This is a genomic window from Mycobacterium sp. NGS49, assembly GCF_059812565.1.
Genome location: NZ_JCALCX010000021.1, coordinates 71,934 through 92,600, shown reverse-complemented (window position 1 = coordinate 92,600; position 20,667 = coordinate 71,934). Strand labels below are relative to the sequence as shown.

Genomic DNA, 20,667 nt, shown 5'->3' with positions numbered 1-20,667 from the left:
CGACGCATGGGGTATGCCTGCGCTATGGATTGGCTGACGTCGCATGGGGTAGCGATCGGCTCGGCGTTGCTGGCGTCGTTCGTCGCGGCCGTAGGCATCGTGGTGCGGCAGGCCGCGCTGCAAAGTCCCGCCGTGGAGAGCGGACCATCGGCCGCGATCACCGTGCTTCGTGACCGGCTGTGGTGGGCCGGCACGGCCGCGGCCGTCTCGGCCTACGCGTTCCAGGCCATGGCTCTGGCGCACGGATCCCTGTTGTTGGTACAGCCGATGCTGGTCTCCTCGCTGCTGTTTGTGCTGCCGCTGAGCGCGGCCCGGTCCGGGAATCGGGTACCCGGCTCGGAGTGGGCCTGGGCGAGCCTGCTGACCGCCGCACTCACGGTGTTTGTGCTGGTAGGGCAGCCCCGGGAAGGACATTATCGGCCGCCGACGCCGGCCTGGACGCTGGCGCTCGGCGCCGCGGTACCGGTGGTGATCGCCGTGCTGGCCGCCCGGCGCACCAGCGGCCGGGTGCGCGCCACGTGGCTGGGGATTGCGGTGGCGCTTCTGCTCGGCACGATCGCCGTGCTGACCAAGACCTGCACGCACCGCTACGCGGTCGGGGGCTGGCATGGGCTGCTCAGCGTCCCCGCGCCTTACGTGCTGGTGGCGCTGGCGGTCACGGCGACCGTCCTGCAGCAGTGGGCGTTTCATGCCGGTGCACTACAGGCGTCCGTACCGATCATGCTGGTCGGCGAACCCGTCGTCGCGGTCCTGCTGGGCACCGTCGTCCTGGGCGAGCATCTGACGGCGCACGGCGTCGGAGCCGTCGCGCTGCCGGCGGCGATCGCCGCGATGCTGGTGGCCACGATCGCGCTCGCCCGTGAGGAAGGCGCTCAGACGCAAGAGGCGGCCGAGCGGGCGAACCTGCCGGGGTTCAGGCGCTGACTTTGCGCCGCTTGGCGCCGGCCCGCCTGGCCGTGGGCGGTGCCACCACTTCGGCAAGAAACTTCCCGGTGTAGCTTTCCGGCACCGCGGCCACCTCTTCCGGAGTGCCCTGCGCCACCACGGTTCCACCGCCGGCACCACCTTCGGGTCCCATGTCGACGATCCAGTCCGAGGTCTTGATCACGTCCAGGTTGTGTTCGATCACGATCACCGTGTTGCCCTTGTCGACCAGTCCGCTGATGACCTTCAGCAACTTGCGGATGTCGTCGAAATGCAAGCCGGTGGTCGGCTCGTCCAGGACGTAGATGGTGCGGCCGGTCGAACGCTTCTGCAACTCGGAGGCCAGCTTCACCCGCTGCGCCTCCCCGCCGGACAGCGTCGGGGCGGGTTGGCCGAGCCGTACATAACCCAGTCCGACGTCGACCAGGGTGCGCAGATAACGGTGGATGCCGCTGATCGGCTCGAAGAACTCCGCGGCCTCCTCAATGGACATGTCCAGCACCTCGGCGATGGTCTTGCCCTTGTAGTGCACCTCCAGGGTCTCCCGGTTGTAGCGGGCACCCTGGCACACCTCACACGGCACATACACGTCTGGCAGGAAGTTCATCTCGATCTTGATGGTGCCGTCGCCGGTGCACGCCTCGCAGCGGCCGCCCTTGACGTTGAACGAGAACCGGCCGGGCTGGTAACCACGGACCTTCGCCTCGGTGGTGGCGGCGAACAGCGTGCGGATCTTGTCGAACACACCGGTGTAGGTAGCCGGGTTGGACCGCGGCGTCCGCCCGATCGGTGACTGGTCGACCCGCACCAGCTTGTCGAGGTGGTCCAGGCCGGTGACCCTGGTGTGCCGGCCCGGCACCTGCCGCGCGCCGTTGAGCCGGTTGGCGAGCACCGCAGCCAGAATGTCGTTGACCAAGGTGGACTTGCCGGATCCCGATACGCCGGTGACCGACGTCAGCACTCCGAGCGGGAACGAGACGTCGATGCCGCGCAGGTTGTGTTCGCGGGCGCCGACGACGGTGAGCTGACGCCGCTTGTCCACTGGCCGGCGTATCGCGGGAACGTCGATGGTTTCGCGGCCGGACAGGTAGGCGCCGGTGATCGAGTCCTTGTTGCGCAGCAACTCGCTGTACGGGCCGCTGTGCACGATGTGCCCGCCGTGCTCACCGGCCCTCGGGCCGATGTCGACGATCCAGTCAGCGTGCTCGATGGTGTCCTCGTCGTGTTCGACGACGATCAGCGTATTGCCCAGATCCCTTAGCCGAGTGAGGGTTTCGATGAGGCGGCGGTTGTCGCGCTGATGCAGCCCGATGGACGGCTCGTCGAGCACGTAGAGGACGCCGACCAACCCGGAGCCGATCTGGGTGGCGAGCCGGATTCGCTGGGCCTCGCCGCCGGACAGCGTGGCCGCCGCCCGCGACAGCGACAGGTACTCCAGGCCCACGTCGAGGAGAAATCCCAGCCGCGACTGGATTTCCTTGAGCACCTGCCCGGCGATCGCCGCCTCGCGGGTGCCCAGGGTGAGCGCATTCAGAAAGTCCGAGCAGTCGGCTATCGACAGCTCGCAGACTTCAGCGATGGACTTGGCACCGTACTCCCCCGCGGTCAGCATGACCGCCAGGATTTCCGGCTTGAGCCGCGTGCCGTCACAGACCGGGCACGGGATGTCGCGCATGAAGCCCTCGTAGCGTTCCTTCATCTGCTCGGACTCGGTCTGGGCCATCTTGCGCTGCAGGAACGCCAGGACACCTTCGAATTCCGCGTAGTACGAGCGGGTGCGCCCGTACCGGTTGCGGTAGCGCACATGCACCTGCTCGTCGGCACCTTCCAAAATCGCCCTGCGGGCTTTGGCGGGCAGCTTGCGCCACGGGGTGTCGACGTCGAACCCGAGCGCGTCGCCCAGACCGGCCATCATCCGGGTGAAGTACTCGGCGGTGTGCCCCGTCGACCACGGGGCCACCGCGCCCTCGGCCAGCGTGAGTTCCGGGTCGGGCACCACCAGGTCGGGATCGACTTCCTTGCGAATGCCCAGTCCGACGCACTCCGGGCAGGCGCCGTACGGCGAGTTGAACGAGAACGACCGCGGCTCCAGATCGTCGACGGCCAGTGCGTGCCCGTTGGGGCAGGCGAGCTTCTCGGAGAAGCGCTGCTCACGCGGGTGATCGTGTTCATCCCGGTCATCGGGAAACTCGAGGACCACGATGCCGTCGGCCAGGTTCAGCGCGGTCTCGACCGAGTCGGTGAGCCGCTGTTTGGCACCGGCTTTGACGGTGAGGCGGTCTACCACCACCTCGATATCGTGCTTCTCCTGTTTCTTCAGCTTGGGCGGCTCGGCCAGCGGATGCACCACACCGTCGACCCGCACCCGGCTGTAACCCTGGGCGTTCAGCTTGTCGAACAGGTCGGCGAACTCGCCTTTGCGGGTTCGCACCACCGGGGCGAGGACCAGAAACCGGATGCCCTCCTCCATGGCCAGCACCTGGTCGACGATTTGCTGAGGCGTCTGCCTCGCGATGCGTTCACCGCAGCTCGGGCAGTGCGGGGTGCCCGCACGCGCATACAGCAAACGCAGGTAGTCGTACACCTCCGTGATGGTGCCGACCGTCGAGCGCGGATTGCGGTTCGTCGACTTCTGGTCGATCGACACCGCCGGCGACAGCCCTTCGATGAAGTCGACGTCCGGCTTGTCCATCTGGCCCAGGAACTGGCGGGCGTAGGCCGACAAGGACTCCACATAGCGGCGCTGCCCCTCGGCGAAGATCGTGTCGAACGCCAGCGAGGACTTACCCGATCCCGAGAGCCCGGTGAAGACGATCAGGGCATCCCGGGGTAGATCAAGGTCGACGCTGCGCAGGTTGTGCTCGCGTGCACCCTTGACGATGAGGCGGTCAGCCACGCTGCCCCTTTCAAATAATCGCGTACTGGCCTGGCCATGAACAGTCATAGCGCGGGCCGCATTCCATGCTAGGTCGCCCCTCTGACAAGAACGCGGCCAAGCCGCCCGTCACCCAGTAGCGTGCAGGGGTATGACCGCTGCCCCTGAGCTCAGTGACAACTACACCGGACACGTCGAACCCGGCACGGCGGCCCGACGCACGCTGCCCGGAGCGACGATCGTGAAGGCCTCGGTGGGGCCGATGGACAACAACGCCTACCTGATCACGTGTTCCGCGACCGGAGAAACGCTGCTGATCGACGCCGCGAACGACGCCGACGTCCTGATCGACCTGGTTCGACGGTACGCGCCGAAGCTGTCGCTGATCCTGACCAGCCACCAGCATTTCGACCACTGGCAGGCCCTGGAAGCCGTCGCTGCCGCCACCGGAGCGCCCACGGCCGCCCACGAGATCGACGCCGAGCCGCTTCCGCTGCGGCCGGACCGTTTGCTGGCGAACGGTGACAAGGTGCAGATAGGCGAGCTGTCGTTCGACGTGATCCACCTGCGCGGACACACTCCCGGCTCAGTCGCGCTGGCTTTGGACGGAAAGGCGACCGGCGGGGTCACGCATTTGTTCACCGGCGACTGCCTGTTCCCGGGCGGGGTCGGAAAAACCTGGCAACCGGGCGATTTCGAGCAGCTGCTCGACGATGTCACCACTCGGGTGTTCGACGTCTACGACGACTCCACCGTGATCTACCCCGGCCACGGCGACGACACGGTGCTGGGCACCGAACGGCCGCACCTCGAGGAGTGGCGCGAACGCGGCTGGTAGCGGCGAGGCGACGCAGCCGGCGGTCGCTGAGGGTATCGAGAGAGGTATGCCATTGCGCTGGAGCGAGAGCATCCACATCGCCACAAGTCCCGAAGTGGTCTTCGACGCCATGCTCGACCAGCATCAGGTGGTCCAGTGGTCGGCGTGGCCGGATGCCACGGGCTACCAGTGCTCGGTTTCGGGTGACGGGCGGTCGGTGGGCTCGGAAATCGTCTTTTCCGATCCAGCTGGGAAACACATGGGACGACAGCGCATCACGGCGGTCGAGCAGAACGTTGTCCGCAACAAGATGCGAAACCGCGGCCCAGGTGGCCGGTGGGTCGAGCCGTCAGTGGATTTCCGGGTGGAGCCGGACGGTGACGGGAGCCGCGCCTACCTCGACTTCGAGGTTGAACCTCCGGTGCCGAAGATCTTGCGTCCCCTGGCGCACAGATACCTGACGAAGTCGATCCGGCCGCTCCACGTGGAGGATTTACGCAGGCTGAAGCGACTTGCCGAGGGGAGCTGAACGATCTGGAACAACCGACTTCACCGTGATCTACCCCGGCCACGGCGACGACACGGTGCTGGGCACCGAACGTCCGCACCTCGAGGAGTGGTGCGAAGGAGGCTGTTGACGCCTCGGTTCTAGGTGGTGTGCACGATCAGCACGTCGACCTTGGCCTTGCGGGAAACGTTGGCCGGCACCGAGCCCAGCAGCCGACCCGCGATGGTGCTCAGGCCGACGTTGCCGACCACCAGCAAATCCGCCTTCTCCGATTCGGCGAGCTGAACCAGCGCGTCCACCGGGGCACCTTCGATGGCGCGCTCCTCGACCTTCTTGGCGCCCGCGTTGTGCGCCCGCTCCTTCGCGTCGTGCAGTATCTCGTAGATCGGGCCGGTGCCGGTGACCTTGTAGCTCTCGTCCTTAAGGGCGTCGACGGCGCGGGCGTCCTCGTGCTGCGGCAGGTACGCCGAAGCGATGATCAATTTGGCGTCCGCTCCCGCGATCCTGGCTGCCCTGTCTACCGCGCGCATCGACGAATCCGAGCCGTCAGTCCCTACGACCACGGTTTGATAGGCGCTCATTTACCCTCCCAGGTGTTGGTTTCCGCCAACCCAAGACACTATCGCGTTGCTGGACATGGACGGGAGAGGTTTGCGGCGCGGGTCACGTCCAGACCGGTGTGCACCTAAAGTTGACGGCAATCATGTCTGTATCCATCGCCGCGAATCCCGTGGCTGACGACGCCGCACCGGCGGCCCCGGCGTACGCGAGGGGCCGCTTCGTCGACCCCTGGGCCGTTGCGGCGCTGACCACGGTGATCAGCGGCGCCTGGGCGGGCCGACCGTCGCTGTGGTTCGACGAGGGCGCGACGATCTCGGCCTCGGCCAGTCGCACGCTGCCCGAGCTGTGGAAGTTGCTGGGCCACATCGACGCGGTGCACGGCCTGTACTACCTGCTGATGCACGGCTGGTTCGCCATCTTTCCGCCGACGGAGTTCTGGTCGCGAGTCCCCAGCGCGCTGGCCGTCGGCGCGGCAGCCGCCGGTGTGGTGGTTTTCGCCAAGCAATTCTGCGGACGCACCACCGCGCTGACGGCGGGCGCGGTTTTCGCCATCCTCCCACGGGTCACCTGGGCAGGCATCGAAGCCCGCTCGTCGGCGTTGGTCGTCGCGGTGGCGGCTTGGTTGACCGTCCTGGTGGTCGCCGCAGTGCGGCGGAATCGGGCGCGGTTGTGGGTGTCCTACTCGCTGCTGCTGATGCTGGCCATTCTGGTCAACGTCAACATGGTGCTGCTGGTCCCGGTCTATGCCGCGATCCTGCCCCTGCTGGCATCCAGGCGGTCGCGCAAGTGGCCCGCGATCTGGTTGGGTGTCGCCTCGGTTGTTGCTCTCGGGTCGATGACCCCGTTCGTGCTGTTTGCCCACAAGCAGGTGTGGCAGGTCGGGTGGATCAACGGTCTCAATCGCAACCTGTTCCTCGACGTGGTGCACCGGCAGTACTTCGACCACAGCGTCGCGTTCGCGATCCTGGCCGGCGTCGTCCTGATTGCCGCGACCGGGCTGCGGCTGGCACGCAAGGCCCGCTCCGAGCCCGGCGCCGCCCGACTGTTGCTGGTCAGCGCCCTATGGGTGGTGGTTCCGACTGCTGCCGTCCTGATCTACTCGGTCGTCAGCGAACCGATCTACTACCCGCGCTACCTGATCTTCACCGCTCCCGGCGCCGCCATCGTTCTGGCCGTCTGCATTGTCGCGATCGCCCGCACACGCTGGCAGACCGTCGCCCTCGTGGTGGTGCTCACCGCGGCGGCCTTCCCGAACTACTTCTTCACCCAGCGGGGACCGTATGCCAAGGAGGGCTGGGACTACAGCCAGGTCGCCGATGTCATCAGCGCACACGCCTCTCCCGGCGACTGTCTGCTGGTGGACAACACGGTGCCGTGGCGGCCCGGACCGATCCGCGCCCTGCTGGCGAGCCGGCCGGCCGCCTTCCGCTCATTGGTCGACGTGGAGCGGGGTTTCTACGGCCCCAAGGTCGGCGCGCTGTGGGACGGTCACGTCGCAGTGTGGTTGACGACGGCGAAGATCAACAAGTGCCCGGCGTTGTGGACGATCACCAACCGGGACAGCTCGCTGCCCGATCATCAAGCGGGCCGGGCGTTGTCGCCGGGAACGGCATTCGGGCGGACGCCGGTCTACCAGTTCCCGAACTACCTCGGTTTCCGCATTGTGGAACGCTGGCAGTTCCACTACTCCCAGGTGATCAAGTCAACGCGGTGAGCGCCGATCGCGGTGAGTTGCCTGATAGGAGGCGAACACAGCGAGTGCGGCCAGTACGGTGAACACCGAGAACAACCACCGCGCCGAGGTCACCTGACCGCCCGGGGCGGTATTGACCACCACACCGGCCAGACCCGCACCGAAGGCGCCCGAACTGAGCTGGATGATGTTGATCGCGGCCGCAGCGGCGCTGCTTTCGGACGGGTCGTCGACAGCGGTCATCGCGCGCACGGCCAGGTGCGGCCAAGCGATCCCGATACCCGAGCCGGTGATGAGCAGAGCCAGCGCCCAGATCGCAACCACGCCGAGCGGGGCGTAGGGACGCTGGGTCGCCGCGCCCAGCGCCAGACCTGTCGCCATCACCAGCGGTGCGGCCGCGACGACATGCCCGATCACCTGTCGATTGGTCAGCGAAGCGCTCGCGATCTCGCCGATCGTCCACCCGGTGGCCAATGCCGCACCGAGAAACCCGGCTTCCACCGGGCTCAGGTCGGCCAATTCCTGACCGAACAGCGGCACGTAGGTGTTTGCCATCGCGGCGACCATCTGCACGGCCATCGTCACATAAATCCACTTCAACGGCCCGGAGCCGAAGACGCTGCGCGGCAACACCGCTACGTGCATCCGCCAGTCGACGACGAGGAACACAGCGACCAGCAGCACGGCGGCGGCCAACAGGCCCAGAGTCTGCACCAGGTAGTGCGGCAGCGCCGCGACGCTGACGGCCAGCGCCGCGGCCCCCATCAACAGCAGAGACCAGATGGGCACCGCCCGGGTCTCCTGTTCACCGGTGTCGCGCGGTCGTGGGGTCACCACCTTCAACACCAGCATCGCCATCAGCCCGGCCGTCGCTCCCATCGCCACGAATGCCCATCGCCACAGCCCGTACTGCGCGAAGAACCCACCTGCCGTGGGTCCGATCAGCGTCGCGACGCCCCACATCGTCGACACCAGCGCGGAGCCGCGGGTCCACAGCGGACGCGGTAAGGCGGCGTTGATCAGTGCGTATCCGAGACCGGCCAGCAGGCCGCCGGCCACCCCCTGCAGCATGCGCCCCGCGACGAGCACTTCCATGTTCGGTGCCAGCGCACAAACGATGCCCGCCAACCCGAACACAGTGAGGCCCATCAGATACGACGAACGTGCCCCGACAACCAGCAACATCGGGTTGACGGTGGTGGCCGCGACCACCGAACCGATCAGATACAGCGTGGTCGCCCAGGAGAACAGCCGATCGCCGCCGATGTCGGCGACGATGCTGGGCAGCATGCTCACGGTGAGGAATTCGTTGGTGGCGTACAGCGCAACTCCGCCGGCCAACACGGTGCAGGTGCCCAGGTGCCGGCCGAACAGCTCACGCCAGCTGCCGGTCTCGTCGACCGCCTCCGTCACTCCTACACCGTAAGAGGTCCGGCCGGGTCTGCCGGCGGATTGGCCGGGCCGCTGCGGCGCGTCGCCCGGTAGGACGCCAGCACCCCGAGGGCCGCCAGCACGGTGAACACCGTGTACAGCCAGCGGGCCTGGATCACCGCGCCGCCGGAGGCGGAGTTCACCACCACGCCGGCCACCCCGGCGCCGAAGGCCGCGGAAATCAACTGCACGGTATTGATCGCCGCGGCCGCCGCACCGCTCTCGGCCGGATCGTCGACCGACTCCATGGCACGCACCGACAGATGCGGCCAGGCCATCCCGATGCCGGTGCCTGCGACGAGCAGGGCCACAGCCCACACCACGATGCGACCGGGCGACGCGTCGGACCGTTGGGTTACGGCACTCAACGCCAGCCCGGCCGCCATCACCAGCGGGGCGACCAGGAGCACGCGGTTGATCACCCGCGGGCTCTTCAGCGATGCGCTGCCGATTTCGCTGACGGTCCAGCCGATCGCCAGCGAGGCACCGAGGAAGCCGGCCACCACGGGCGTGAGGTGTCCCAGCCGCTGGCCGAACAACGGCACGTAGGTGTCGACCATGACGGCCATCATCAGCACCGCCAACGTCAGGTACACCCACCGCAGCGGCCCGCTGCCGAACACGCTGGGGGGCAGGACCGTTGCGCGGCTGCCGCGATCGACGGCCACGAAAGCCGCGACGAGCAACACCGCGACGGCGAGCAGCGCGGCGATCGCCGCCGTGTGGCGGGGCAACTGCGCGGCGCTGACCGCCAGCGCCGCCGCACCCACCAGCAGCAACGAGCCGACCGGCACCCGAAGTGCGGCGGGAGCCGTCGCCGGGTCGGTGCCACCGGCCGAACTCGTCGCCAGCACCACGGGAACCAATATGCCCATCAGCGCCGTCAGCACCGCCATCGCGCCGAACGCCCAGCGCCACAGGCCGAATTGTGCGAACAGTCCGCCCGTCGCCGGTCCCACCACGGTCGCGACACCCCACATCGCCGACACCAATGCTGATCCTCGCGTCCACAGCGAACGCGGCAGCGCGGCATTGATCAGCGCGTAACCCAGTCCGGCCAGGGTGCCGCCCGCCGCCCCCTGCATGGTGCGTCCCGCGATCAACACCTCCATCGTGGGAGCGACCGCACACGCCGCGCTGGCCACCCCAAAGACAGCCAGCGCCATCAGGAACGACGAGCGTGCGCCGAATCGGCGCAGGACGGAGTTGACGGTCGTCGCCGCGACCACCGATCCGACCAGGTACAGCGTGACGACCCAGGCGTAGAGGCGATCGCCGCCGATTTCGGCGATCGCACTCGGCAACAGGCTGACGGTCAGGAACTCGTTGGTGGCGTACATCGCGACGCCGCCCGCCAGGAGGGTCGACGTGCCGAGATGCTGCCCGAGCAGCTCACGCCAGCTACCGGTGTCGCTCGTCGTCTCCGTCACTTCAGACCGGCGGCGTCCATCCCGCGCAGCTCTTTCTTGAGGTCGGCGATCTCGTCGCGGAACCGGGCGGCCAGCTCGAACTGCAGGTCGCGCGCAGCGGCCATCATCTGCGCGGTGAGGTCCTTGATCAAGTCGGCCAGCTCGGCACGCGGCATCGCGGAGGTGTCGCGCCCTTCGAACACTCCGGCGCTGACGGCTCTGCCGGCTTCGCCAGGGGCTCGGCGGCCCCGGGACGCGTTGCGCCCGGACCCGCCGATCTGGACCGTGTCCGTGGCCTCGGTATCTGCGGCCTCGCGATAGACCTGGTCGAGGATGTCGGCGATCTTCTTGCGCAGCGGCTGCGGGTCGATGCCGTGGGCCTCGTTGTAGGCGATCTGCTTGGCCCGGCGCCGTTCGGTTTCGTCGATGGCCTCCCTCATCGAGTCGGTGATCTTGTCCGCATACATGTGGACTTCACCGGAGACGTTTCGGGCGGCGCGGCCGATAGTCTGGATCAGGCTGCGCACCGACCGCAGGAAACCTTCCTTGTCGGCGTCGAGGATCGACACCAACGACACCTCGGGCAGGTCCAGGCCCTCCCGCAGCAGGTTGATGCCGACCAGCACGTCGTACTCCCCGAGCCGCAACTGTCTGAGCAGCTCGACCCGGCGCAGCGTGTCCACCTCGGAATGCAGGTAGCGCACCCGGATGCCCATTTCCAGCAGGTAGTCGGTGAGGTCCTCGGCCATTTTCTTGGTCAGCGTCGTGACCAGCACCCGTTCGTCGCGTTCGGTGCGTTTGCGGATCTCCCCGATCAGGTCGTCGATCTGCCCCTTGGTCGGTTTGACCACGACTTTCGGGTCGACCAGGCCGGTCGGCCGGATGACCTGCTCGACGAACTCGCCGCCGGTCTGACTGAGCTCGTACGGCCCGGGCGTGGCGGACAGGTACACCGTCTGCCCGATCCGATCGGCGAATTCTTCCCACGTCAGCGGGCGGTTGTCGACCGCCGACGGCAACCGGAAACCGTATTCGACCAGGTTCCGTTTGCGCGACATGTCGCCCTCGTACATCCCCCCGATCTGGGGCACCGTGACGTGCGACTCGTCGATCACCATCAAGAAGTCTTCGGGGAAGTAGTCCAGTAGCGTCGCCGGCGGCGAGCCGGGACCACGACCGTCGATGTGCCGCGAGTAGTTCTCGATGCCCGAGCAAAACCCGACCTGCCGCATCATCTCGATGTCGTAGTTGGTGCGCATCCGCAACCGCTGCGCTTCCAGCAGCTTGCCCTGCCCCTCCAGCTCGGCGAGCCGCTCGGCCAGCTCCTGTTCGATGGTGGAGATCGCCTGCGCCATCCGTTCGGGACCCGCCACATAGTGGGTGGCCGGGAAGATGCGCAGCGAGTCGACCCGGCGAACCACGTCACCGGTGAGGGGGTGCAGGTAGTACAGCGCCTCGACCTCGTCGCCGAAGAACTCGATACGGACGGCCAGTTCTTCATAGGACGGGATGATCTCGACGGTGTCGCCGCGCACCCGGAACGAGCCGCGGGTGAACGACAGGTCGTTGCGGGTGTACTGGACGTCAACCAGCAGCCGCAGCAGCCCGTCGCGCGGCACCTCCATGCCGACCTGCAGCTCGACCGACCGGTCCAGGTATGACTGCGGCGTACCCAGGCCGTAGATGCACGACACCGACGCCACCACCACCACGTCGCGGCGGGACAGCAGCGACGACGTCGCGGAGTGCCGCAACCGCTCGACATCGTCGTTGATCGAACTGTCTTTTTCGATGTAGGTGTCGGTCTGGGCGATGTAAGCCTCGGGCTGGTAGTAGTCATAGTACGAGACGAAGTACTCAACCGCGTTGTGCGGCAGCATCTCTCGCAGTTCGTTGGCCAGCTGCGCGGCCAGCGTCTTGTTCGGCGCCATCACCAGGGTGGGCCGCTGCAACCGTTCGATCAGCCATGCCGTGGTTGCCGACTTACCGGTACCGGTGGCACCGAGCAGCACCACATCACGCTCCCCCGCCCTGATCCGGCGCTCCAGCTCGTCGATGGCAGCCGGCTGGTCGCCGGCGGGTTGATGCGGGCTGACCACCTCGAAGCGGGCGCCGGCGCGCACGACGTCGTCGACGGCGCGGTATTCCGAGTGGGCGAGTACTGGGTGTTCAGTGGCGAAAGCCATGGTCGCCAGGGTAGTCGGCGGCACCGACAAGCTGCCCGGGTGCGTAGGTCCGCTTCAGGCGTCGTCAGGCGGTCCCGGACCTGGCGTCCGGCGAAGGCGAGGATTCGGCGACCGGGCGGGTGCGCCCGCTACGGGATCGAGGTCCCGACAACTGCAGGGCGGCCCACGTGGCCAGCTTCGGGCGCTCAATCTTGGAGTTGTGGCGCGGATCCACCGGCAGCCTGCGTTTGAAGAGAATGGCATGGATCTTGCTCGCCAGCTCGGAAGCTGCAGCCCGCTCGAGCAGTTCCTGGTGCAAGCCGGCGAGCTCGTTCTTGGCAACGTCGGGCTCGACCTCGACGCAGAGGACGGGCAGCTCGCCGGCCGGTGTGGGCACCCCCACCAGTGCACTTCGCCGCACCTTGGGATGAGCGTCGAAGAGCGGCTCGACTTGCAGCGGGAACAGGTTCCCGGTAGCTGCCTTCACCCGCTGCGATACCCGACCGCAGACCCATAGCTTGTCCTGCGCGTCGAGGTAGCCGACGTCCCCGAAACGGTGCCAGTCCCCCTGCGAGTCAGGCACCTTGTTCTTGTGAGTGCTCTCGGGGTCGAGGTAGTACTCGGGGCTGACGTGCCTACCCCGCACCAAAATTTCGCCGACCTGTCCCGTGGGCAATTCCGACGTTTCCGCGATGGAGTCGATGGGACCGTCCACGATGTCGATGATCTTCAGTTCGACGCCCGGCAGGGCGTAGCCCACACAAACGCCGGCACCCTGCTCGGTCAAATTCCACACGCCGTCGAGGTGCTCACGACTGCCAATCTCGGTCGACGGCATGGCCTCGGTGGCTCCATAGTTCGCCGCCACCTCGCCGTCGGGAGCCATCACCGCGTTCATCAATTTTTCGACCGGCCCGGAGATCGGCGCCCCGGCCCCGATGACTCGTTTCAACGAGGGCATCGTCAGGTTGCGCGCCAGCGCTTCGGAGGCCAGGTTCTCGATCAGAATCGGTGCGGCAAAAAACGACCCGACCTTGCAGTCGTTGATCACCTGGATCAGGGCGGCCGAGTCAACCTGCGCGGGGCCCTGCCGGGCAAAGTCGATGGGCGGCACCACCATCGTGCCGCCGGCACTGATCGGGATGAACAGGAACGCGGGGAAGACGGCCATATCCACCGGGACCTCGTGGTCCGGATCCCAGCGCCAGCTGTGGTGCGCGTTGCGGAACAGCTGACAGAAGTTGCGGTGCAGGTAAAGCGACGGTTTCGCCGGCCCGGTGCTGCCGGTGGTGTAGAGAACGGCGCAGGGATCGTCCGGCCCGACTCGTGGCGGCTGAGGGTCGGCCGGCGCGTGTTTTCGCAGCGACCTGATCGATCGCGCGCCGGGGAAGGGTGGAAACCCGGTGATGATTCGGCCGCCCGGCAGCAGTGGGCTTTCCGTGAGAACAAGCTTGCGGAGGTCACGAGGACCCCACCCGAATGTGATCCGCCCGAGGTGCGCGAGCGCGTTGCCCAGGAACGCCTCCGGCTGCACGCGGCTGAGCCGCTCCGCGACGTTGCGATAGCCGACTGCGGGGTCGATCCAGATGGAGAAGGCGCCCACCCGAGTGAGGGCTACGCCCATGACGCAGGTCTCGTAGCTGGGAGGCGACATGCAGACGATCCGGGTCAGCTCGGCAATGCCCATCTCGCGCAGCCCCACGGCGACCGACTCGACGTCGGCCGACAGCTCGGCGTAGGTGTGACGTTGGTAGCGGCGCGTGCCGTAGCCCTCCCAGCCGTCCAAGTCGATGACCGCGATGCGATCCGGGTCCTCGCGCGCCACCCGCAACACGATGTCGGCGAGGTTGAAGATGTCGTCGGGGAACGGCTCCATCTCAGGCCTGCGTCCTTGCGGCAGTCTGCAGGAACTCGTCGATGATCGACGCGACCTCATCCGGCCGCTCCAGCATCAGCAGGTGGCCTGAGTCGGCTAACCACTCCTGGCGTGCGGGGTGGAGGGTCGAATTGAGGCGGCGTCCTGCCTTGGGCGAGACGATCTTGTTCTTCAGCCCCCAGATGGTGCAGATGGGCGGGAACCCAGGCTGCGGCGCGAGGTTGTCGATGACCGCGTAGTTCTCCAGGTCGTCGAGCACCCCGAGCAGCGACTCCAGCTGGCCGGTGGCCGCATAGGGACCGTAGATTTCGGCGCTGCGATGGACTTTGAGGGCGCGGCCACGGGGCCCCAGCTGGAACGCGGTGGCGACCGAGCCGATGCCGTTGGTGAGCTTCAGGTGCCCGAGCACCCGGTACACCTGCCGATTGACTGCGGGCATCCGCTCCCGCAACCAGAGCAACGGTCCCAACCAGCCACCCAGGAAGGTCGACTCGGTCAGCGGGTTGCACAGCACCAGGGCCTTGACCTGGTCCTGATGGCTCTCGGTGAACGCCAGGGAAATGGCGCATCCCATGCAGTTGCCCACCAGCACGACCTTGTCCCGCCCTAGTGAGCTGACGAACTCCTCCAGCATCGCTACGTAGTTGCCCAAGGTGTAGCCCGCGCCGGGCTTGGCCGAGCCGCCGAACCCCAGCAGGTCAATGGCGAAGATCTCGTATTTGCCGGCCAGTCTGTCAGCTACTTCCTTCCAGATGGCATGCGACGAACCACCGTTGTGGAGCATGATCACCGGCTCACCCTGCCCGATGTGCTCATAGGTGATCAGTAATCCCCGGAAGTCGAAGCTCTCCAACGCATCCCGCCCTCGCGCCTATGAGTACCGCCGCGCTGCACACCAGCCCGTGCCGACGGCGGCGGCCAGCCACGTAGCTTCAGCACGGCGGCCTACCGGCCGACACCGTCTCTCGATGCAATCACGGGGACTAACCCGCGGGTAGGGCCGAAGTCCCCTAACCGCGACGTCAACCCACGTCACCTGCATTCGTATCGACGCCGGGTGCGCTCCCTGCGCGCAGGTCAGCGGTGACGCGTCCACATCCGGGACACGGGGTCACATTCGATCAGGTACCCGTCGCTGGAGGCCGACATCGCCAATACCGGAATGTCCCGGCCGGTAGCAGCTGCTGCCGGCGGAGTGCACCCAAGATCTGGTTGCTGGACATGGGGATGCTGGTCGCACTGTCGGTGTTCTGTGCCTGCTTCGTCCGTTGGAAACTGCGCCTCCGTAGGTAGAGTCGGATGATCCACCCACCGAAGCACGAGACTTTCGACCTGACCGCCCACACCAACACCGATCCGAAAGGCATCGTGCGGGCGGTCGACGAGTATGGGGTGCACCCGTGGGGCCTGTACCTGGCGCGACCGACTCCGGGCCGCGCCCAGTTTCACTACCTGCAGTCCTGGCTGCTGCCCGCACTGGGGTTGCGTGCCACGGTGTTTCACTTCAACCCGGGCCATGAACGCGAACATGACTTCTACCTCGACATCGGCGAGTACACAGCCGGCGAGACAGTATGGCGCTCGGAAGACCACTACCTCGATATCGAGGTACGCACGGCCGGCGGCGCGGAATTAACCGACGTCGACGAGCTGCTGGACGCGGTGCGGCAAGGCCTGCTGAGCCCAGACACGGCTGAGCTGGCGATCCGGCGCGCCGTGTGCGCACTCGACGGGTTGGCCCGCCACGGCTACGACTTGATGGGTTGGCTGGCCGGCCAGGGCATGACGCTCAGCTGGCGACAGGCCTAGGGCGAAAGTGCCTAACGTACCGGGACCCTCCAGAGTGGCTTTCGGCTTGAAATCGGGACTACGGCGCCTAGGCCAACGAAACCCGTCAGACATGGCGAAAGTGGTTGCTCGTCAAACACCGCGGCCCATCCCATCCGCCAGGATCCGGCCATTGCATGGTGCTTGTTTTGCGGCCAGACACCGCAAAACCGCTTCTCACGTACGCCGCGACGGATACGCTATTTTGTCAGTCACGGTCACATGCGATAAGTACTGTAGGCAACAGTTGTCTGAAGCAATAGGGCGCACGCGCGGTGCTCGGACAGTCGGCGTGGCATGGTAACGCGGCAGGCCGACCGCCGCACTTATCTGATGGCGATGGTCATCGATACCACCGGCAGCGGCGTGTGGATTCCGTTCTCCCTGCTCTACTTCACTTACGCACGTCACATGAAGCTGGCCGATGCCGGCGCCGCGCTGACACTGGGTGGCCTCGTCGCGCTGGTGGGGGGCGGCTTGTTGACTGGAGCCATCGTTGACCATATCGGGCCTTTTCGCACCGCAACGCTCAGTTCGCTGATCCGGGTGATTGCCTTTCCTTGCTACCTCGCTGACAACACCTTTGCGTCACTGTCGGTGATCGCGGTGGCGTTGAGCTTTGGCGGCCGCTTGTTCTGGGTGGCGCATCCCGGGATGGTAAGTGCGTTGGCTCGGTCTGAAGACGCTCGCGTCAACCTTTTTTCGATGATCAATGCCTCGCGCAGTGTCGGTCTGGGGCTCGGCGGACTGATCGGGTCGCTCGGCGCGTGGGCCCAGCGCGGTGGCGGGCTGTTCTGGACGTCCATCGTGCTGGCGAACGCCCTCAGCTTTGCTGTTTGCGGGATGCTGTTCTGGCGGCTGCGGCGCTTCGATCATCAGGCTAGGCACGGTGTCGACAGAGGTACGGGCGGCTATCGCGACGTGCTGGCGCAACGGCGGTTCTTGGTGTTCGTCGCGGCGATCTTCGCGGTCGCGTTGGCAAACATCGGCTTCGACTCAATACTGCCGGTGTATCTGCTCTCGCTGAGCTTCCCGATCTGGGCTCCGTCGGTTGCCTATCTGGTGGTCAGCATCTTGGTCGCTGCCTTCGCGCCGCTGGCGGCTCGATGGGGACGTCGCCGATCCGGGCTGCGGTTGTTGGCTTTGGCGGCCGGGCTGCTCGAGATCGTTTTCGCGGTGCTCATCGTAATGGTGACGGCCCCGGCGGGGAGATCAGTTTTGCTGGGCGTGGCCGTCGTCCTGTTCAGTTTGGCCTCCGCCACTTTCGGTGCCACCGGACTGAAGGTCATGTTGAGCTTCGCACCGCCAGGAAGGACGGGTCGCCATTCCGCCGTCTATTCGTGGTCGTGGGGTATCGCCATCGCTGTCGGCCCGGGAGTGTTTTCCTCGTTGTTCACCGTCGACCGAGTGCTTCCGTGGGTCTTCCTCGCAGTCGCGCTGACGTTTGCGATCGCTGCATTTCTTGCGTCGTCGCGGACCGTTACACCGGCACCTAACGTAGGCGAGACAGCTGACTCATAACGTGACGCGTTCAATCCGACTGCGCGACAGTACTTTTCATAGCCTCGTCGTATGCAAGTCGGCGGGCATCAGCCAACACATGCTTCGCGGGTTGTCCGAGCACTTGTGCAGCCGCCACCACATCTCGCCACTCGGGGTTGATGTTGACGGTTTCACCGTCCAGCCGGGCGATCTTGATGCGGATCGGTTGCCCGCCGATTTGAATCAGGACTTCCGTTCTGGCTAACTTGTAGTGCTTGGTCACCGTCGATTCGCGCAGTCCGATCGAACTGGTCTCGCGAAATATGATGGCACGCAGATCCCTAGCGCGATTTGCGGGGGCCAGTACCGAGAGTGTGTGGGCGGGGCGCCCCTTCTTCATGATGATAGGGGTGAGCCAGGCATCGTAGGCCCCGGCGGCGAGCAGTCGCTCGATGACGTATGGCCATACGCGTGGGTCGAGGTCGTCCACGTTGGTTTCGAGCTGCACGCTGCAGGCCTCTTGGTCGAACGGTTCACCGACCACGATGCGGAGCGCATTGGCTACTTCGGGCCCATTGCCCTGGCCCGCACCGTATCCCACCTGACCTAAGACCAGCGGGGGCATCTCGCCCCATCCCGTCACCAGCGTTGCGAGCACCGCTGCGCCCGTGGGCGTTGTGCCTTCCAACGTGGTCGGACCCACGGCCACCGGCAGGCCCTTGAGGAGTTCCAAAACCACACGCGCTGACATCGACGCTGCGCTGCCAAGACTCACCGGCGAGCAATGTAGCTCCTCCAGGCCCAAGTGATGGAACCCGGCCGCTGAGCCGACGGAGTAAGCGAGCGTGTCGCGCAGATGACCCGGGTCGACTCTGGTCGCGGGCTTTCGCTTGACGCGCGACTCAGCCTCGACAAGCCGACGACAGATGGCGCCGGCGACAGAGCGAACAGGTTCTTCAATTCGATCGATCAGCCGTTCAAATTCCGGAAGCCGCGGGTCCTGGTCCCCGTAAATCTCGACATCGGTGGCAATGGTGCCGGCCCGCTCGCAGATCGTCGACCGGAGCATGAGGCCGAGGTCAAGTCGGTCAATCGCCGCTTGCAACAATTCCAGGGGCACCCCGGCGTCGACGAGAGCGCCGAGTAGCATTTTGCCGCTTACCCCAGCTCCGGCGTCGATCCAGCCGATCACTTGCGGTGCAGCCTCAGCAAGATTCGGTTGGCCGCGCACGCCGCCCCGAACCCGTTGTCGATGTTCGTCACGGCAATGCCTTGCGCACAGCTGGTCAGCATCGAGTGAAGCGCGGAGTGCCCGTCCGCGGCGGCGCCGTAGCCGGTCGATGTGGGTACGGCGATGATGGGCTGGCCGGTAAGCCCCCCCATCACCGAGGCCAGTGCGGCATCCATTCCGGCGACCACGATCACGACGTCACACGCGCCGATGTCTTCAACTCTTTCCAGCAGACGCCAGAGACCAGCGACCCCGACGTCGACGATACGAGTGGCTGTGAAACCAAGAAATTCGAGAGTGCGACAAGCCTCGGCTGCGACAGGGATGTCCGACGTTCCAGCAGTCACAACGGCCACCGCGCCCTCCCGGGGTGACAGGCAACCATGCATAAAGGATGTTGCCGACTCCGAGTCGTAGTCCATCGAGTTGCCGGCAAGATCCCGGACAGCCTGGTACTGAGAGTCGCTCATCCGCGTGAACAGCACCGGGTTGTCGGGACGTCCGACCAGCTCGGTGACGATAGCGCGGAGTTGCTGCGTCGTCTTGTTAAGGCAGAACGTCGCCTCCGGCATTCCAATCCGCGCCAGGCGGGCGTAGTCGTATCGAAGGGTCACGCGAGCAGCTTAAGGGCGCGACCGGGACGATAGGGCTTGTCGTCCAAGACGACATCACGCAGCGACGGCTCAACCGTCCGCATGGCCGTAGCCACCCGATCGATGACGTCAGTGGTGACCAATTCGTGGTCTTCGGCCGTCACCTCGATTAGCACGACGTCCTCACGTAGCCGGCACCGGACGACATCGATTCCGGTCAGCATCCGTAACAGGTCTTCACCGATTTCAATCGACTGAAGCCGCGACGGCGTCACGGCGGTATCCGTGTATAGGCGGCTGGCGAGGCAGGGTGACGCTGGAAGCTCCGCGAAATTAAGCCCCAGCTCGCGGGCGACCGACCGGATGTCTTCCTTGCCATAACCCGCTTCGATGAAGGGGTGTCGGACGCCGTTCTCCTCGGCGGCGATCAGACCGGGACGGTACTCGCCCAGATCGTCAGTGTTGGCGCCGCTCAACACCGTTGCGCCGGCACGGGTCGGTAGCTCGCCGATCGCCGCGTACAGGTGACTTTTGCAGAAATAGCAGCGGTTGCGCGGATTGGCGAGATAACGTTCGTCGTCGAACTCCGCGGAACGGACCAATTCAAGCGTCCAATTCTCACGCTCAGCCTGGGCGATGACCCGGGCTGTGGCCGCCGCGGGCACGGCCGGTGTGACGGCGTGAGCCACTACCGTGTTCTCCGGCGCCGCCCGATGGGCGACAGTAGCCAGCAGCAGACTGTCCACGCCGCCGCTGCACGCCACGATGCGGGCCGGCGTCGCATCCAGGGCTTGCCGCAGCTGAGTAAGCTTCATCGACGGGACCTTCTGGGTAACCATTGTCTTCCTTGAATCTCCGTGTGATGCGTTCATGTCGTCGACCCTCGCTGGCCGTGCACTGTTCCCGTGCTCACAAGTTGAGTATTAAGTAAGTGTGGGCTGGCGAGCTAGGTACGGCCAGCACGATATTGCGTTGCGGAGATCCCCGCGTCGGGACAGCGCAACCGCCTTTTGCGTATGTGATTCCGAACGTTATTCGGTCGGCGGTCAGCATTATTATGCATAGATATTGTTGCAATGCGCAACTATCAATTCCGACGGGGGTACGGACCGCAGATCAGACGCCTGCGGCGGTTCAGTAACTGTTTGCCGGCGCGCGCAGGTCTCGCTCCACCAGCGGTGCGACAAACTGCATGGCCGTTATGCCATGACCCGCGTGCGGAGGGGCTCGGCAGAACGTGGCTGCTGGTCAAACGGCGCGCGGAAATTGGTCATG

At 66.0% G+C, this 20,667-nt stretch carries 16 protein-coding genes and 1 pseudogene; 7 read left to right on the top strand and 10 right to left on the bottom strand.

Features of this window, described 5'->3' with window-relative positions; genetic code table 11:
* Positions 1-6 precede the first annotated feature (6 nt).
* A complete protein-coding gene (locus AC5Y7D_RS21350) occupies positions 7-924 on the top strand; it encodes a DMT family transporter (RefSeq protein WP_499927449.1) in 918 nt (305 codons plus the stop codon).
* Here AC5Y7D_RS21350 and uvrA read toward each other — a convergent pair.
* Positions 914-3,820 carry an excinuclease ABC subunit UvrA gene (uvrA, locus tag AC5Y7D_RS21345; protein WP_499927447.1) on the bottom strand — a complete coding sequence of 969 codons (2,907 nt, stop codon included), beginning with the start codon at positions 3,818-3,820 and terminating at the stop codon, positions 914-916. The genes AC5Y7D_RS21350 and uvrA overlap by 11 nt on opposite strands.
* A 130-nt stretch (positions 3,821-3,950) precedes the next feature.
* Between uvrA and AC5Y7D_RS21340 the strand changes: the two genes are divergently transcribed.
* The 3 genes and pseudogenes from AC5Y7D_RS21340 to AC5Y7D_RS21330 all read left to right on the top strand — a co-directional run.
* Positions 3,951-4,637 (top strand): MBL fold metallo-hydrolase, encoded by a 687-nt coding sequence (locus AC5Y7D_RS21340; protein ID WP_499927445.1) that lies wholly within the window; start codon positions 3,951-3,953, stop codon positions 4,635-4,637.
* Between the two features lie 46 nt (positions 4,638-4,683).
* The gene (locus AC5Y7D_RS21335; protein WP_499927444.1) at positions 4,684-5,145 is read left to right on the top strand and encodes an SRPBCC family protein; all 462 of its coding nucleotides are present in this window, start codon (positions 4,684-4,686) and stop codon (positions 5,143-5,145) included.
* Positions 5,146-5,161: 16 nt separating this feature from the next.
* Positions 5,162-5,254, top strand: a pseudogene (locus tag AC5Y7D_RS21330) (MBL fold metallo-hydrolase); the annotation flags it as partial.
* Between the two features lie 10 nt (positions 5,255-5,264).
* Here AC5Y7D_RS21330 and AC5Y7D_RS21325 read toward each other — a convergent pair.
* Complete coding sequence (locus tag AC5Y7D_RS21325) at positions 5,265-5,705, bottom strand: universal stress protein (protein WP_499927442.1); 441 nt, start codon at positions 5,703-5,705, stop codon at positions 5,265-5,267.
* Positions 5,706-5,827: 122 nt separating this feature from the next.
* Between AC5Y7D_RS21325 and AC5Y7D_RS21320 the strand changes: the two genes are divergently transcribed.
* Positions 5,828-7,399 carry a mannosyltransferase gene (locus AC5Y7D_RS21320; protein ID WP_499927440.1) on the top strand — a complete coding sequence of 524 codons (1,572 nt, stop codon included), beginning with the start codon at positions 5,828-5,830 and terminating at the stop codon, positions 7,397-7,399.
* On the opposite strand, the gene AC5Y7D_RS21315 is transcribed toward AC5Y7D_RS21320, so the two are convergent.
* The 5 genes from AC5Y7D_RS21315 to AC5Y7D_RS21295 all read right to left on the bottom strand — a co-directional run bounded on the left by AC5Y7D_RS21315 (position 7,388) and on the right by AC5Y7D_RS21295 (position 15,112).
* A complete protein-coding gene (locus AC5Y7D_RS21315; protein WP_499927438.1) occupies positions 7,388-8,791 on the bottom strand; it encodes an MFS transporter in 1,404 nt (467 codons plus the stop codon). The genes AC5Y7D_RS21320 and AC5Y7D_RS21315 overlap by 12 nt on opposite strands.
* Before the next feature lie 2 nt (positions 8,792-8,793).
* Entirely contained in the window at positions 8,794-10,239 is a 1,446-nt protein-coding gene (locus AC5Y7D_RS21310) for an MFS transporter (protein WP_499927436.1), read from the bottom strand.
* Entirely contained in the window at positions 10,236-12,404 is a 2,169-nt protein-coding gene (gene uvrB / locus AC5Y7D_RS21305; RefSeq protein WP_499927434.1) for an excinuclease ABC subunit UvrB, read from the bottom strand. The genes AC5Y7D_RS21310 and uvrB overlap by 4 nt, the downstream gene beginning before the upstream one ends.
* A gap of 64 nt (positions 12,405-12,468) precedes the next feature.
* Positions 12,469-14,259, bottom strand: coding sequence for a fatty acid CoA ligase family protein (locus tag AC5Y7D_RS21300; protein ID WP_499927432.1), 1,791 nt, complete (start codon positions 14,257-14,259; stop codon positions 12,469-12,471).
* Between the two features lies 1 nt (position 14,260).
* A complete protein-coding gene (locus AC5Y7D_RS21295; protein WP_499927431.1) occupies positions 14,261-15,112 on the bottom strand; it encodes an alpha/beta fold hydrolase in 852 nt (283 codons plus the stop codon).
* A gap of 515 nt (positions 15,113-15,627) precedes the next feature.
* Here AC5Y7D_RS21295 and AC5Y7D_RS21290 point away from each other — a divergent pair.
* Entirely contained in the window at positions 15,628-16,068 is a 441-nt protein-coding gene (locus AC5Y7D_RS21290) for a ribonuclease FAU-1 family protein (RefSeq protein WP_499927491.1), read from the top strand.
* Between the two features lie 315 nt (positions 16,069-16,383).
* Positions 16,384-17,607 (top strand): MFS transporter, encoded by a 1,224-nt coding sequence (locus AC5Y7D_RS21285; protein ID WP_499927430.1) that lies wholly within the window; start codon positions 16,384-16,386, stop codon positions 17,605-17,607.
* A 10-nt stretch (positions 17,608-17,617) separates the two neighbouring features.
* On the opposite strand, the gene larC2 is transcribed toward AC5Y7D_RS21285, so the two are convergent.
* The 3 genes from larC2 to larE are packed head-to-tail and all read right to left on the bottom strand — an operon-like array spanning position 17,618 to position 20,231.
* Positions 17,618-18,760 carry a nickel pincer cofactor biosynthesis protein LarC2 gene (larC2, locus tag AC5Y7D_RS21280; RefSeq protein ID WP_499927428.1) on the bottom strand — a complete coding sequence of 381 codons (1,143 nt, stop codon included), beginning with the start codon at positions 18,758-18,760 and terminating at the stop codon, positions 17,618-17,620.
* Positions 18,757-19,413, bottom strand: a complete 657-nt coding sequence (gene larB / locus AC5Y7D_RS21275) for a nickel pincer cofactor biosynthesis protein LarB (RefSeq protein ID WP_499927427.1) — start codon at positions 19,411-19,413, stop codon at positions 18,757-18,759. Before larB ends, larC2 begins: the two co-directional genes overlap by 4 nt.
* Positions 19,410-20,231 (bottom strand): ATP-dependent sacrificial sulfur transferase LarE, encoded by an 822-nt coding sequence (larE, locus tag AC5Y7D_RS21270; RefSeq protein ID WP_499927425.1) that lies wholly within the window; start codon positions 20,229-20,231, stop codon positions 19,410-19,412. The genes larB and larE overlap by 4 nt, the downstream gene beginning before the upstream one ends.
* Positions 20,232-20,667 lie beyond the last annotated feature (436 nt).